The organism is Streptomyces sp. NBC_01485 (assembly GCF_036227125.1).
GTDB lineage: Bacteria > Actinomycetota > Actinomycetes > Streptomycetales > Streptomycetaceae > Streptomyces.
Genome location: NZ_CP109435.1, coordinates 2988743 through 3002997, shown reverse-complemented (window position 1 = coordinate 3002997; position 14255 = coordinate 2988743). Strand labels below are relative to the sequence as shown.

The window sequence follows — 14255 nt, the reverse complement described above, 5'->3', positions numbered from 1 at the left end:
GCTGTGGAGGACCCCCGCCGTGGGACGCCCCGACAAAGCCGCGCGTGCGGCCATCGCGCGCCGCCGCTCGGACGCCATCGATCTACGCCTCGCGGGCGTGGACTGGTTGACGATCGCTCGCAAGCTCGCTGCCGACCCGACCGTCAACTCCGACGGCATCGCTTACCCGCAGGGGTATGGGATCGAGCGGTACCGCAAGAACCAGGACTCGCCCACCAACGAGGCCCTGATTCATGCCGCTTGCCGGGACGTCCGTACTGCGCTCGCCGGCCGCCGCGCCGAACTGAAAGACGACGTTGACGAGTTGCGCGCGCTGGAGGCCGACCGACTCGACCGGCTGTTCTTCGTCGCCTACAAGAAGGCCGTCCGCGACCAGGACCTCGCCGCCATCGACCGCACCCTACGGATCATGGAGCGCCGCGCACGGCTGCTCGGCCTCGACGTGCCTGTCCGAGCGGAACTGTCCGGCCCGGACGGTGGACCGGTCCAGGTCGAGAGCGTGACCGTGGACGAACTCGACGCCCTGATCGCGCTCACCGAGGCGGACAGGGAATGACCCCGCGAGACCAAGAGAGCGTCATCGCCCAGTACAAGACCCTCCCGCCAGCGCGGCGCCGCACGATCGCACGGGTCGCATCTCCCACGCTGCGCGCCGAGCTGGCACGCGCCGAACGCCAACTCGCCATGGACCGTTCGCCAGGTGCGCTCGCCGCCGTCCTCACCGACGGACGCGAGATGCAGGCGCCGCACCTGGACCTCATCGACCAGGCGTTCATCGACATGGCCGCAGGCCGGTGCGACCGCGTCATGCTGACCATGCCCCCGCGGCACGGTAAGAGCCGACGCGCCTCCCGCTGGGCACCCCTCTGGTACCTGCGGCGCAACCCCGGCCACCGCATGATGATCGCCAGCTACTCCGCCGACCTGGCCGACGACCACGGCCGGTGGATCAGGGACGCCATCAACACCTGGGGCGACGACCTCGGCATCCAGCTCAAGGCAGGAAGCCAGGCCGCCAACCGCTTCGACATAGTCGGCGGCGAAGGCGGCCTCCTCGCGGCCGGTATCGGTGGCGGCCTCACCGGACGCGGAGCACACATCGCCATCGTCGACGACCCGGTCAAGGACATGGCCGACGCCGACAGCCCCACCATGCGCAAGCGCGCCTGGGACTGGTGGACCTCCGTCCTGCAGACCCGACTCGAACCCGTCGGCGCCATCTGCCTCATCCAGACCCGCTGGCACGAAGACGACCTCGCCGGACGCATCCTCGCCACCGAGCGCGACGCCTGGCGGGTCATCGACCTGCCCGCCATCGCCGACAGTCCCGACGATCCGCTCGGCCGCGCTCCTGGCGAGGCGCTGTGGCCCGTACGCTTCGACGTCACCCACCACGCCAAGACCCGCAAGCGAGTCGGCGAACGCGTCTGGGCCGCCCTCTACTTGCAGAAGCCCCGGCCGCCGGAGGGAGGCGTCTGGAAGCGGGAGTGGATCGAGACCGCCCGCATCAACGCCGTCCAGTTCTCCGGCCTCGACATGGCACGCATTGTCGTAGCCGTCGACCCCGCCGGCGGAGAGACCACCGTCGGCGACGAGACAGGCGTCATCGGCGTCGGCCGCGACTTCGACCGGCAGCTGTACGTCCTGGCCGACCGATCCGGCTCGATGGGCGCCAACGACTGGGGCTTGGCCGCATGCCGTCTAGCCCTCGAACTCAAGGCCGACGCGATCGTGGTCGAGAAGAACTACGGCGGAGACATGGCGCGGCAGATCGTCACCCAGGCGTGGGAGCAGCTGCGCCGCGAGGGCGTGACCAAGGGGCTTCTCATGCCCATGATCCTGGAGGTCACCGCCAAGGTCGGTAAACGCCTGCGGGCCGCTCCGGTAGCCCAGCTGTACGAACAGCAGCTCGTGCACCACGTCGGCGAATACCCCGAGCTGGAAGGTCAGATGGTCACCTGGGTCGAGGGAATGGACAGCCCCGACCGCATGGACGCTGCCGTGCACGGACTGACCGAACTGGCCGACCCCGACCAGCTCGACACCCTGCCCACCGACACCGATGACGACCGCTTCGACGGCCGCCGCTGAACTGGCGAGGGCAGACGCACGACCGGAAACGGCCCCAAGAGGAAACTGCCCAGGAGGATATGGCCCCCGGTGGCCTACCTGGGGACTTGCCGATCTACGGGCCATTCCTCTCTACACGCAGCGGCTCACCAGCGAGCAGGCGGTCAGCGATGTCCTGTGCCTCCGGGAACGCCGACGACGTCAGCCGCAGCCCGGCGTGAGCCATCACCGTCGCGACACGCTCTGCCAGTTCCTTGTGTTCTCCGCCCGGAACGCTGCTGAGATTGAAGGAGAGCCAGACACGCATGTCGTGACCCTGCGAGACGAGGACCGGGTCCTGTGGGGGAGTACAGGGAATCGTCGCGTCGGTCAGCGCCTGGACGACTTGGTCCCGTAGTTCGGCCGTGCTCCGCTGGTCGACCGCGCGTGTCGCGGCGTAGATCGCATCGCACAGTGCATTGGCAGCGGGGACTGCCGCGCTGACGGAGAGGGTGAACGATCCCATGGTGACGGTGTCGGTGAGCGGGTCGTAGCCGAAGCTCCAGAAGTCGCGGGCTACGTCGCGTGGGTCAGCGGTCTTGCGGGCGTCTTTCTGCGGCCCGCCGCCCCTGCCGCGGGCCCAGTCCTCGAAGTGAGTGAGGCCGTCGCGGACGTGCTTGATGTTCGGCAGGGCGTCAAGGAAGACCTGCTCGGCGTCATCGAATGCGGTGATCACCGCGGGATCCATGCCGAGGTCTGTGAGGGCGATCCGTTCGAGCTTGACCGCGGCGAGGAGCTGGCGCAGGGCGACGACCAGTGTTCGTGCGTCGATCTGCCGGGAGCTGAACCAGCCGACTTGGACGTCGTCACCGTGCATGCGTGCCACGGTCAAGGCGACCGTGGCACGCAGCCAGCTCGATTCCGAGAGCGCGATCGAGTACGGATTGTCCGCTGGGGACCAATCATCCGGCAGGTTGCTGTTCATGACGGAATCTTCGACCCCGGAGCGTTCGGCTGCTCGGAATTTCCAGACCGAGGCGCTGGGGACTGCGGAGGTCCGACGTAGGAGAGACGTCCCGTAGGCGGGGCGCGGGGCCGACAGCCGGAGGGGCACTGTGGGCCTGCGCGAGCCAGCCGTCGGGGTGTGGCGTCGGCTGCCCCGGGGGGTGGGGCAGCCGACACGGTCAAGCTAGCGGCGCTGCTCGAACATCACCAGGAACGGTGAAACGAACCCGGTGGCCTCGACCGGGCTGGTGTTCCCGAAGACGATCAGCAGCACGCCGGCCACCAGGGCGAGCCCGTACATTCGGGCCGCGGCGGCGTCGTGGCCGCTGGTGACTTCGGGTACGGCGTTGTTTTCGCACATAATGGAGTAGCTCCTGTTCTTTGCTGGACATGGGCACACGGTTACTCACAGCGACTAGGACCCCTGTGGTAACCAGACGGCGGCTGAGGCGGCGGCGCATTGCAGTGCGCGTACTGCCTCAGCCGTTAGTCATGGGTGGATGTGAAGCCTCCTTCTGGGTTCGGCCATACGACCTCTATGCACAGGGACGCGCAGAGGTCGAGGAGGTCTTCTCTCGGCGCTGCGGGCACGAGCAGCGTGAGGGTGGGCGTCGGGTGGAAAAAGCGCCGGTAGTCCATCAGAGCGCCGATCGCACCTCGAACTGACTGCCGGGTGGAGTTGTGTTTCACCTCGATGAGCCTGTTCTTGGTGGCATCCAGAAGATCGACGCGGGCAATCCTGGTCTCGCCCTTCACCCGCACTTGTGCGCTGACGGCCTCCCGTCCGAGACCGCGCAGGTGGCTCGCATAATCGGCGGTCAAGCGTCCGACGATGCCGTCTGGGGATTCCTGAGGCAGTCGGCGCACGCCGGCAACGGTGATCTCGGGTGCCTGGGTGATGCGTGTTTCAGTAAGCGGAGTGACTGGCAAGCGGGGCCCTTCAGGGACGCTAGCGCCTACTGGTCGCAGCCGGAAGACGATCACGTTCCGCATGTGGCCGCTCGCGTCTGGTGCGTCCGCGATGTAGTACGGCTGCTCGGCGTCGACCTCGAAGCGGCCCAGGTGGCGATAGAGCCGACCGGGCTTGTGTGCCTGCTTGTGGAGTTGGTGGAACAGGTGCACCGCGCGACCCTGCTCCTTGTGGCGCAGTAGTGCCAGATTCCCCCTTGTCATCTCCTGGTCGCCGTGAATACCGGCGCCCGAGAAGTGGAAGATTCCGTCCTCCCCCCACCCTGTGAAGTCATCTGGGTTTGGCCGTTCGGTGACGAAGGCCATGACCATCTGAGCTTGGGTCGATGGTGAGATACCGCCTTGGGGGGTACCGCCGAACCGAGCATGCAGATCGTGCCGCGCTATTACCTCGCCTAGCTTCAGCTCATCCTCGGACATCTCCTCACCTCCCATGCCGTGAAGACTACCTCGGTCACCCTGACTGGAGATGGTGACTTTAGTCGGTCACGTGAACAGGGGCGGTGCTCAGATGGCATATATCGGCTGAAATATGCACGAAACCCTTCACCTGCCTCTGCTTGCCGTTATCTATTCGTTATGTGTGACTCTTGGCGTGGGTGTGGGGCACGTAGGGTGGCTGTCTGCGGCGCGGGGCCGACTGCTGGAGGGGCACTGTGGGCCTGCGCGAGCTGATCACCGACGTCTGGAGCTGGCTGGACTACAAGCCAGCCATGGCCGACCCGCGCCGACCCGGCCGTAACACCTGGGCGGAACTGACCCGCTCCTGGATGCCAGACGAGGATCTGCGACGCCTGGCCGCCTACCGGCTCCTGGCCGCGTACGACTCCAACCAGGCAGGCCAGGTCGCCGCCGTGACGGGCGATGACGAGGCGGGCATCGAGCGGAGGGAACTCGGCGACGCCTCAAAGCTGGTCGACACCGCGCTCGGCTACCTTCTTGGCTCCCAGCAGGTCATCAGCGTCGCCGGAGCAGAGCACACCGACGACGAGCCGACCCCTGAGGCGGCCGCGGCGCTGGCCGCACAGGACAAGCTGAGAACCTGGGCGGAGAAGGAAATGCTGCCGCTGCGCCTTCAGCAGGCCGAGCGAACCGCGATCCTACTGGGCGACGCCGTCTACACCCTGGCGTGGGATCCCGCGAAGGGCCGAGTCCTACTGCGTACTTGGGACCCGGGCCTGTACTTCCCCGAGTGGCCGGAGGACGGGGAGCAGGACGGTGCCGAGTTCCCGCTGCGCGTTCACCTGGCCTGGGAGCTGCCTGAGGACAAACGGCGCGGGCTCAAGGCGAGGCTTCGGCGGGTCACCTACGAACTCGGTCCGATCGGTCCGGCCAGCCGGCGCGCTGCAGCAAAGGACGGAAACCCAGCACGGGAGTACCTGTATACCGACAGCGGCGACCCGATCTTGGGCAAGGGCGATGCGCTCAACGCCGACACGGGACTCATCACCCGCGCCTACCCGTGGGCGCCCAACCGGCCCTCCCCGTGGACGTGCCATCTCACCGACGCGGAATGGGACCTGGACGACCTTAAGTACGCCGACCTGCTGTACGACCTGCCGATGCACAAGGCCCGATACCGGGTCCGCTCCGACGGAGAAGTCCTCGACAGGCTCGACCTGATGGCGGACTTCATACCCGTCGTCCACATCACGAACAGCATCCCCGCCAGCGGAGAGCACTGGGGCAAGCCCACCGTCGCCACCGTCCTCCAGGCCCTCGACGAACTGTCCGCCACGGACACCGACAGCTCTGGCGCTTCGGCTACCACCGGCTCGCCGATCATCGGTCTGGCCGGCGCCCGACTGCCCATCGACCGCTCCACCGGCCAGCCGCTCCCGGTCAGGGTGCGGGCCGGGACGGTGTGGCAGCTCAACGACAACGGGCGCATGGATGTCCTCAACACCGCGGCGCAACTCGCCGAACTGCGCGCCCGCGTCGACCACATCCTCGACCGCATAGCCGCGAACAGCCGTCTCACCGCCGCCGGCCTCGGCACCCTCGACCCGACCGCCCTACCGTCCGGCTACGCGCTACAGCTCGCACTCGGTCCGCTCGACTCGCTTGTCGCCGCCATGCGCCTGGCCCGCAACCACAAGTACATCGTCCTGCTGCGCATGGTGCAGCGTCTCCACCAAGCCGGACAGGCCGAAGGCTGGCCCGCGGGGGAGTCGCTGCCCGCGCGCCTGATGTGGGGACCGCACACCCCGACCGACCGAGCCGCCGTTCTCGACGAAGTCATCAAGGGCGTCGGCGCTGGCGTCTTGTCCGTGGAGACCGGCATCCGAATGCTGATCGACGTCGGATACCCCATCGACGACGTAAAGGCCGAGATCGAGCGTATCCAGTCTCGCGCCTTTGAGGCCGCTGCCCGCCTTGCCGATGCCACAGGCGACAACGCCGCAGTGCGTGAGTACCTGGGAATGCCCGAGGTAGATAGCGAAGTCCACCCTGTGTCGTTGCTTCCGCCTGCCCAAGATTGACGTTACGCGATATCACGCAGGGGGCCTCTATAAAGGGTGAGGTAATCTTGACGGAAGCCGCTCCCATCACCTGGGTCGCTGAAGAAACTTGCAGACCACCTTTCCGCGCCAGGGGTCCAGCTGACTATATTGTAGGAGAGCGGTTTTCCCCCTACCCCAAGTGAAGTGCCGCAGCCAACAGCTGTTATTTCCCTGGGGGGTGCATGTCCAGGATGTACGGTTTCGGATCGATGCCTGGAGATGTGTTTATGGCCGTGCAGAATAAGTGGTGCCTGACGGGCTGCGCACCACGATAGAAATCGATCCGCATCCTCCATCTGGATGAATCGTTCATTGCCTCTGAAGAGCTTCTTGCGCCCCCTCTGAACCGGTAGCTCTTCCGGAGCATAGGGGAAGGGGTGATGATGGATTACCGCGATTCGCTCGTAGTCGTTCAGCTCTTCGTTACGGCTCAGTTCAATCTGGAGATCTGTAGCCACGCTCCGCAGTTGCGATTCTGAGATTTTCCCGCGCGCCCAATCTCCCTCCTCTGACGAATTGAAACAGAGGAATGCGCAATGCAGGTCTTTATCGATTACAACTCCCGGCCCCCACTTCATGTTGGCTAGTTGCTGATACTGTTCACCTATCCTCCCAAAGTTATTGCCGAAGACTCGCTGATCGTGATTGCCCGGCACCAGAACTGGATCCTTCGGATTCCAATTTTTCAGAGAGGTCAAGAACCGGTAGAACGCTCTATAGTCGTCCGTTCTCGGATTGTCGAAGAGGTCGCCTGTGATGACGATCCGGTCGAAGTCGCCCCGCCTGCTCAGAAGGCATGTTTCCAAGTACGGTTCTTTGTCCAGCGCGTTACGGTTGCCGAAATGTAGGTCGCTGAGATGCAAGATGCGGCTGCGTCGAACTCCCGAGATTTTACGGTTGTAGTCATTGATGATCCTGGACAGTCCAATGGTGCCTGAATCAAGCTCTCCTGCGAGTTGATGAAATAGGAATTCTGCTTCAGGAAGCGGAGCAAATGTTGATTCTCCTGTTCTCAACCAAAAGAGCACACCAGGGAAATTTTCCGGATGGTTGGCGATTAGCTGCACAGGAGGTAGTGGGTCGAAAAAATCCAAGCTATCTGCCCCCATTCCATCATGGGGACTCAGGATCAGTGCATTGTGTCCAGTTCTGTAAGCAGAGTGCCGAAAGAAGGCGTCCTCTCGGTCGTGACTATGTTGATCTCCTGTGGCCACGAGGGCGTACAGGTCAAAGTTTTCGAAAATCCGACGCACGTCCGAAAGTGCCTCTTTGATCAAAGGTGGGCTGATGAACTCACTCCAACTTTTGCCGCGGAGGCTGCGGTCGAGGCGTCGGCTCGATTCTCCTGCACTCGCCGATATTCTCTCGATCCAGACGGGGTCACTTGATATTAGAGATTGTGGGTTATGCCCCAACGCTCCCAGGAATCGCACCAGGTCCTCGCCCTTGGTGCGAGGAGGCTCCTCGGATATTGATCGCGTAAGGTATGCCACGATGTTGGCGTCGCGAAGCTCGAATTGCCAGCCCATTTTGCAGCGCCCCTTGGTCGTAGGTGCGACTTCCAGTCCACGGGCACGGATCAATGCATGAGGCTTATGGTGACGAATCAAGCGTAGGTCTGCCTGTGTCGCTTGTCCTGTTGAGGTCGTTCAGCTGTCAATTTGTGCATCCGTTGCTCAAGCACTCCTTGTGTCGGTGGAGCTGGGGGGAGCGGCAGCACTGTTACACTGATCATCGGCGCGGGGGCGCTGGAGACCTGTGGATGGTTCACGCATGACTCGCCCCTCGCTCCCCAACCCGCTCGATCCGGTGGGGCACCGCCGTGACGGGCGGCCGATCTATCCGATCCTCGGGGCCTCGTCCGACGACGACTCCAACAAGCCCGGCGACGAGGGCGACGCCCCGAGCGGCGGCGTTACGCAGGAAGACCTGTCGCGGCTGCTGGCCCGCGAGAAGACCCAGGGCGGCCGGGCTGCCGTGAAGAAGCTGCTCGGCGACCTCGGCTTCGACAACTCCGAGGCGCTGACCGAGTTCATCACGACGAAGCGCGACGCTGACCAGGCCGCGCTGACCGAGGTCGAACGCCGTGAGCAGGCCGCCGAGGAGAAACTGAGGTCAGCCGAGACGCGCGAGGCGCAGGCCCTGGCCAGGGAGCGCGCCGCCATCCGGCGTGCCGCCCTCGGAGGACTCGGCGCGGCCGGGGACGACCTTGATGACGCGGTGCTCCTGATCGACCGAGCCCTTCACGACCAGCCCGACGCCGGCGAGGAGGCTGTCGTCGCTGCCGCTGAGCAACTGAAAGGGCGGCGCCCCGAGTTGTTCAGCCTGGCCCGGGAGACCGTGCCGCCCGCTCCGGGCGGATCTCCCGCCGGCGGTCCGCCGAAGCGCGGAGGCATTCCGCCCAGGCGCGGAGCGGCGGGTCTCGAAATGGCCCGGCGACGAGGGCTCATCAGCGACTGACCACGTCAACGAGACATGGCTCTGGGACCACGCCCCCTCAAAACGTGGACGCCCTTCCGGACGCCGGTCGGGCTTGATCAGGGACCACGCCTTGGCGCGGCTCGGCCGTCGTCGTTTCGTGGACACCGCCCCTTGCCGCTCGCGCCGGGTGCGGGAGGAATCCGATCCGCACCCAAGAGGGAGACATCGTGAGCGACTACCAGGTCCTCACCACTGCCACGACGGTCACCGACGACCGCACATGGCTGACTTCGCTGGACGGCGTCCACGAAGCCCAGACGATCACCGTCGACACCAGCAAGCTGACGTCAGGCACCCATTACACGGCGGGCACGCTCAACCAGCCCCGCAACATCATCAAGTCCGGCATCCCACTGGGGAAGATCACCGCATCTGGCCTGTACGCCCCGTACAACTCCGCGGCGAGCGACGGCACCCAGATCCTCGCCGGATTCCTCGTTGCCGAGACCGCGTTCACCCCCGGCTCTGCGAAGACCGCGGGCGCACTGCTGTGGCGCGGCGAGGTGCAGACGTCGAAGCTGCCCGTCACCTTCGCGCCCCCGGCCGCAGCGAACACGACCGCGTTCATCCACTACCGGTAAGGAGGCAGACCCCATGGCACTTGAGAAGCTTCTTGAGGCGATCGTCCCCGAGGACATCCAAGCGTTCATCCGAGCGATCACCACGCCGGAGGACTATCTCCTCACCCGCGAGGTGTTCGCCGAACGGAACATCGACAACGTCAAGTTCCGTACGAAGAGCAGCAAGCGGCGCGTCAACGCGGCGAAGTTCCGCGCATGGGAAGCCGCGCCGACGCTCGCCAGGCGGCGTGCCGAGCAGGTCATCAACGAAGGCATGCTGCCCTGGGTCGGCCAGGAACTTCCCTTTTCCGAGCTCCAGATCATCCTGGCTGCCGTCGACCGCGGCCAGGACACCAGCGAGTTCCTCGACCTGCTGTACGACGACCTCGAACAGCACGTGGAGGCCACGAAGGCTGCCATGGAGATCGCCGCCGGACAGATGCTGTCCACCGGTGTGGTGTCCCTGCCCGGGGTCGCCCTCGATGTGGACTGGAAGGTGCCAGCCGCCAACCGGCCGACGGTGGCGGTGCCGTGGTCCCAATCGGATGCAGCCGCCCCGATCACCGACGAGCTGGCGTGGATCCAGTACCTGAAGAGCATCGGCGCGCCGCGCCCGGAGCGGGTCATCAGCTCGGAGAAGGCGCTGTCGCTGCTCGGGGCCACGGCGGAGTACCGGGCCGCGTTCCACAACTCGCCATCCACCGAGCAGATCCCGACCGGGATGCTCGCGCCGGAGGAGGTCAACCGGGTCCGCGCCAAATACAACCTGCCGCCCGTGACCACCTACGACGTGCAGGCGTACGACAGCAGCGACAACCTGGTGCGCACGACCCCGGAGTCGCTGTGGGCAATGATCCCGCCGCGCCGCGAACAGTGGGGGGAGACGCAGTACGGCCTGACCGCCGAGGCGATCGAGCTGCGCGGCAAGGGAGTCATCACTGCCGAGGAGGCCCCCGGCATCGTGATCACCACCCACGTGCAGACGCGTACCCCAGTCCAGCTATCCACGATCTCCGCCGCTGCTGCGATGCCCGTGCTGTACGTGCCGGACATCCACATCGCGGCGACGGTCTTCTAAAAGGAGCTGGTCATGGCGAAGTTGGCGCGCACGGTGTTCGTACGAGACCCCGAGCAGGGCTCGATCCGGCTGGAAGCGGGGGAGGAGGTTCCCGAGCGGCTCGCCCTACTCATCCCGAACCCGGCCGCGTGGTCAGGGGAGGCTCCCTCTGCGGAGGAGGACACCCCGAACCCGATCGGCGCAGACGGTGAGGCGGGAGAGACGCCCTCCGTGGCGGATCCTGCCTCGGAGCCGGCCAAGGCCCCGAGGCGGCGCGCGACGAAGATGGCGGCCGCCAACATCGAGTAGCAGCACACGACCAGGGAGGCCCGGCACCGCCACGGTGCCGGGCCTCACCTCGTACGACAGGAGCACCTCGTGGACAACGCCGTACGCGCCTGGCTGCTGGCTCAGCTCGGCCCCACCACTGACACCTCCGACCTCGAAGCACGCTACGCGCGGCTGACCTCCGCTCGCGCTGTCGCGAATGAGGTCTTGGCCGAGCGGCGCGCGAAGCTGCTCGCCGACCCGCTCCGCATGACCGTGGACGGCGTGGTCACCATCGACCAGAGCAACAACCTCGCAGGGCTCGAACGCCAGATCACCGCGCTCGTGGACCTGGTCGCGCCGGACGAACTGGCAGCAGGAGAGGAAAGCACTGACCTCGTGACCGCGCCGCTGCTGCGCACTCGCCGGGGCCGGTAGACCGGCATGCCGTACGAGTGGCCACCGCTGGTGCCCGGAGACTCGGACGAGATCGCGCGCCGCGTTGCGGCGGTACTCGAGGACGCTTGGCAGCGACTCGCCGCCAAACAGCGCGCCGTCATCACCCAGTTCGCCGACAACCCGAGGACGCCGCACACCGTTGCGACGTTGGAGGAGTTCAAGCAGGCGATCCGCGCCTTCCGCCAGCGCGTAGACCAGGAGGCCCGGCAGTTCGTCCAGCGGCAGCTTCCTCACCTGTACGCCTCTGGTGCTGAATCCGCCGCCGAGGCCCTCGACGTGACCTTCTCCTGGACCGCGTTCCACCGCGACGCCCTACAGTCGCTCGCGGCTGACTCCTACGCTGATTTCCTGCGCCGTTCACAGGAAGCCGAGCGAATGGCGAACCAGTTCTATCGGGCGGCGCGAGAGGCGGCCCGCCGAGAGGTCCCGCTGCTCGCGGCGGGCAACATGACAGTGAAGCAGGCCGCGAAGAATCTGGCGGCCAGGCTCGCCGCCGAGCACAAGCTGACCCACGTCGTCTACCGCAATGGTGCTCGCGTCCCGGTCCGTGCCTGGGCCGAGGCCGCCACCCTCGCCAAGTCGGCCGTCGCCTACAACGCCGGCACCCTCAACCAAACCCGCCAGGCGGGCGTCGCCATGGTCGAGGTCTTCGACGGCCTCGACTGCGGCTGGACCTCCCATCAGGACACAGACAAGGCCAACCGCACAGTGCGGAGCGTCGAAGATGCTGCCGAGTGGCCGATCTCCCATCCGCGCTGTCGGCGGGGGTTTGGTCCGCGTCCGGACATCAGCGACGGGTAGTCAGCTTCGGCGTCCGTGTGGGTGTGACTGAACGCCGTAGGCACCGCCGACGATAGCTCCGCCAGACTCCGTAGGGGGCGTGAGCCGAATCTTCCGGACGCTACGCACCACCGCACGCCGACTCCGCGCGACAGGCCGCCCAGATCGGTAGACGATAGACACGCAGGCATCTGCAGAGGCGTCGCAAGTCGACCACCGGAGGTAAACGGCAAAGCGGCAGGCGGAGAGCAAGAACTTCGACTGACTGAGTCCCTGTGCTCGCGACGGTCTACTGTACTCATGCCGCCTGCGGAAGTGTATGTCACCAGATCCATCAGGAGCCGCCATACCCATCCACTGAGAAGGCTCCTATGGGAGGCAAAATGGCGAGCGACGGCGAAGAGGGAGAATTTCGACTAGGAATTCCTCCCGCCGAATGGGTATTTGCGAAGAACCCAGACGTGAAAGTGCAGCGAACGTCTAGTCCGACCATACTCGAAAACGCGAAAAGTGCGGCCGACTGGATCAGAAAGGAGAAACCCCTACTTTGGACTGGATCCATATTCTCAGTGCCGGATCCGTCAGGGTTTCCTTCCGGCGCGGCCGTTACCGAATCGATCCTCGATCTCCTGATTCCTAGTTCCTTCACAGGCGACGTGCGCCAGCAGCTGATCGAGACAATCCAGCCTCGCTGGCCTCTTGAGAGTCTATTGGATCTCTTCGAATTGGCGGGATTTGATCTCTCGGCGTCTCTGCTCTCCTTTTTCAATGACGTGAATGGGGAGGCAAGGCCAAACGATCTGCACCGAGCTGTCGCGAGGTACTACCACGATGGATTTGCCTCCTCACCACTGTGCTTCACGGTGAATTGGGACACTTTGCAGGAGCGCGCCTTCGGAGAACTAGGTTACGAAGCTCTTGTCGCGAGCCCGAGCCAGCGCGTCAAAGGGAACGGCGAGTCCTTTACGCAAGCCGACGCGATAACCGTCTTCCATCCACACGGCTCGTTTCAGACAAGGGACGTGGTCTGCTCCTACACGCGTGAGGTGATCCAGCTGCCTGTCGCGCCGCATTGGCTGGATCATCCGGTAGCCTTTCTGGGATATTCAGGGTACGAGCCGAGCCTCTACGATCATCTGCACGGAGGCAATGCACAGCTTTGGTGCGTTAAAGATCTCGAATACGACATGCAGATACCAGCCAAGCGCAGGCTTCTCTGTCGACCCGGTGTTTTTGTCTACGAAGGTGATCTGCGAGAGCTACTAGCAGCTCTAGGACTCCTTGACACCGAGGTAGCCCTTAAAAGTAATTACTTGCAGTTGAAGTCGAAGGTTCCAGAGAAATTGGTCGATCTTCTCGCGACCGTCCTAGTTTCCTCCGTGGATCCGAATGTCTGCCTGAATGCCCTCTCTTCCAGCCTCCTATCATTCTCCTCGGGTATGGAAGGTACTATTCGCTACTGCATGATCATGCGGTGCCTCATGGGGCATATCCGAAATCGAGTCAGCCACCCGGGAATATTTCCCGCTCTCATGATGGCATCATATTTCCGGGATTCAGAACAGGTCTGGATCTCGGCGCTTGCATACCTTCTGCGGACCCAAAAGCTGCCGAGTGCCGTCATCTCAGGACTCCTTGACCGCTCGCGAGAGGCGGCCAAGAAGTGCTCAGAAGGCACGAATCCGATTGATGCAGCTATGACAAGCCCGGGCACGATACTCGGAAGATCCAGAATATATCAGAACTTCGTTGCAGGTAGCAGTGCACCAATTGATCCGAATGAATATTTCATGCCGCCGTTCTATGGCGGCGACCTGGCCGGTGTTGGAGAGTTTACCGAAGTACTCGCCTTCGAATATTTGCGTCGAGGAAGAATAGAGCAGGCCAGGAATGTATTCGACTATTCGGCGACCCGCTTCTATCTGTCAGGAAACTGGAATGCGGGAAAGGTGAACGAGTGGGCATCCTCGAACATTGATCTACTGAATTTGCACTGGGATAAAAATACCCTGGTGGTTCCTCACTGATTCCTCGCACAGCCTTCGCTCAGCGAGTATCAGCGGCTCACTGCAGTTTCGATGGGCTCGTCCGCCATGATGCGTCTCTCCTCCGCGCTGGATCCGG

General features: G+C 64.4%; 14 protein-coding genes. 10 read left to right on the top strand and 4 right to left on the bottom strand.

What is annotated here, in order from left to right:
* The first annotated feature begins 19 nt into the window (after nt 1-19).
* Nucleotides 20-556: a hypothetical protein gene (locus OG352_RS13845; RefSeq protein ID WP_329217058.1), complete on the top strand. Its 537-nt coding sequence runs from the start codon at nt 20-22 to the stop codon at nt 554-556.
* Nucleotides 553-2091: a terminase large subunit domain-containing protein gene (locus OG352_RS13840; RefSeq protein ID WP_329217056.1), complete on the top strand. Its 1539-nt coding sequence runs from the start codon at nt 553-555 to the stop codon at nt 2089-2091. Before OG352_RS13845 ends, OG352_RS13840 begins: the two co-directional genes overlap by 4 nt.
* 94 nt (nt 2092-2185) lie before the next feature.
* Here the strand turns inward: OG352_RS13840 and OG352_RS13835 are convergent, their stop codons facing one another.
* The 3 genes from OG352_RS13835 to OG352_RS13825 form a co-directional block, all read right to left on the bottom strand.
* Complete coding sequence (locus OG352_RS13835; RefSeq protein ID WP_329217054.1) at nt 2186-3034, bottom strand: hypothetical protein; 849 nt, start codon at nt 3032-3034, stop codon at nt 2186-2188.
* Nucleotides 3035-3238: 204 nt separating this feature from the next.
* Entirely contained in the window at nt 3239-3415 is a 177-nt protein-coding gene (locus OG352_RS13830) for a hypothetical protein (RefSeq protein WP_319671755.1), read from the bottom strand.
* Between the two features lie 125 nt (nt 3416-3540).
* The gene (locus OG352_RS13825; protein WP_329217051.1) at nt 3541-4443 is read right to left on the bottom strand and encodes a restriction endonuclease; all 903 of its coding nucleotides are present in this window, start codon (nt 4441-4443) and stop codon (nt 3541-3543) included.
* Between the two features lie 236 nt (nt 4444-4679).
* Here OG352_RS13825 and OG352_RS13820 point away from each other — a divergent pair, with 236 nt between their 5' ends.
* Nucleotides 4680-6506, top strand: coding sequence for a hypothetical protein (locus tag OG352_RS13820; RefSeq protein ID WP_329217050.1), 1827 nt, complete (start codon nt 4680-4682; stop codon nt 6504-6506).
* Between the two features lie 2 nt (nt 6507-6508).
* Here OG352_RS13820 and OG352_RS13815 read toward each other — a convergent pair whose 3' ends face one another.
* On the bottom strand, nt 6509-8056 hold the full coding sequence (locus OG352_RS13815; protein ID WP_329217049.1) for a metallophosphoesterase family protein: 1548 nt from the start codon (nt 8054-8056) through the stop codon (nt 6509-6511).
* A 244-nt stretch (nt 8057-8300) separates the two neighbouring features.
* On the opposite strand from OG352_RS13815, the gene OG352_RS13810 reads away from it, so the two are divergent.
* The 7 genes from OG352_RS13810 to OG352_RS13780 all read left to right on the top strand — a co-directional run bounded on the left by OG352_RS13810 (nt 8301) and on the right by OG352_RS13780 (nt 14158).
* Nucleotides 8301-8987, top strand: a complete 687-nt coding sequence (locus tag OG352_RS13810; protein WP_329217048.1) for a hypothetical protein — start codon at nt 8301-8303, stop codon at nt 8985-8987.
* A gap of 188 nt (nt 8988-9175) precedes the next feature.
* Nucleotides 9176-9589 carry a head decoration protein gene (locus OG352_RS13805; protein WP_329217047.1) on the top strand — a complete coding sequence of 138 codons (414 nt, stop codon included), beginning with the start codon at nt 9176-9178 and terminating at the stop codon, nt 9587-9589.
* Between the two features lie 13 nt (nt 9590-9602).
* The gene (locus OG352_RS13800) at nt 9603-10646 is read left to right on the top strand and encodes a major capsid protein (RefSeq protein WP_329217046.1); all 1044 of its coding nucleotides are present in this window, start codon (nt 9603-9605) and stop codon (nt 10644-10646) included.
* A gap of 12 nt (nt 10647-10658) precedes the next feature.
* A complete protein-coding gene (locus tag OG352_RS13795; protein WP_329217045.1) occupies nt 10659-10934 on the top strand; it encodes a hypothetical protein in 276 nt (91 codons plus the stop codon).
* Nucleotides 10935-11003: 69 nt separating this feature from the next.
* Complete coding sequence (locus OG352_RS13790) at nt 11004-11330, top strand: hypothetical protein (protein ID WP_329217044.1); 327 nt, start codon at nt 11004-11006, stop codon at nt 11328-11330.
* Between the two features lie 6 nt (nt 11331-11336).
* Nucleotides 11337-12152, top strand: coding sequence for a hypothetical protein (locus OG352_RS13785; RefSeq protein WP_329217042.1), 816 nt, complete (start codon nt 11337-11339; stop codon nt 12150-12152).
* A 362-nt stretch (nt 12153-12514) separates the two neighbouring features.
* On the top strand, nt 12515-14158 hold the full coding sequence (locus OG352_RS13780) for a hypothetical protein (RefSeq protein WP_329217040.1): 1644 nt from the start codon (nt 12515-12517) through the stop codon (nt 14156-14158).
* Nucleotides 14159-14255 lie beyond the last annotated feature (97 nt).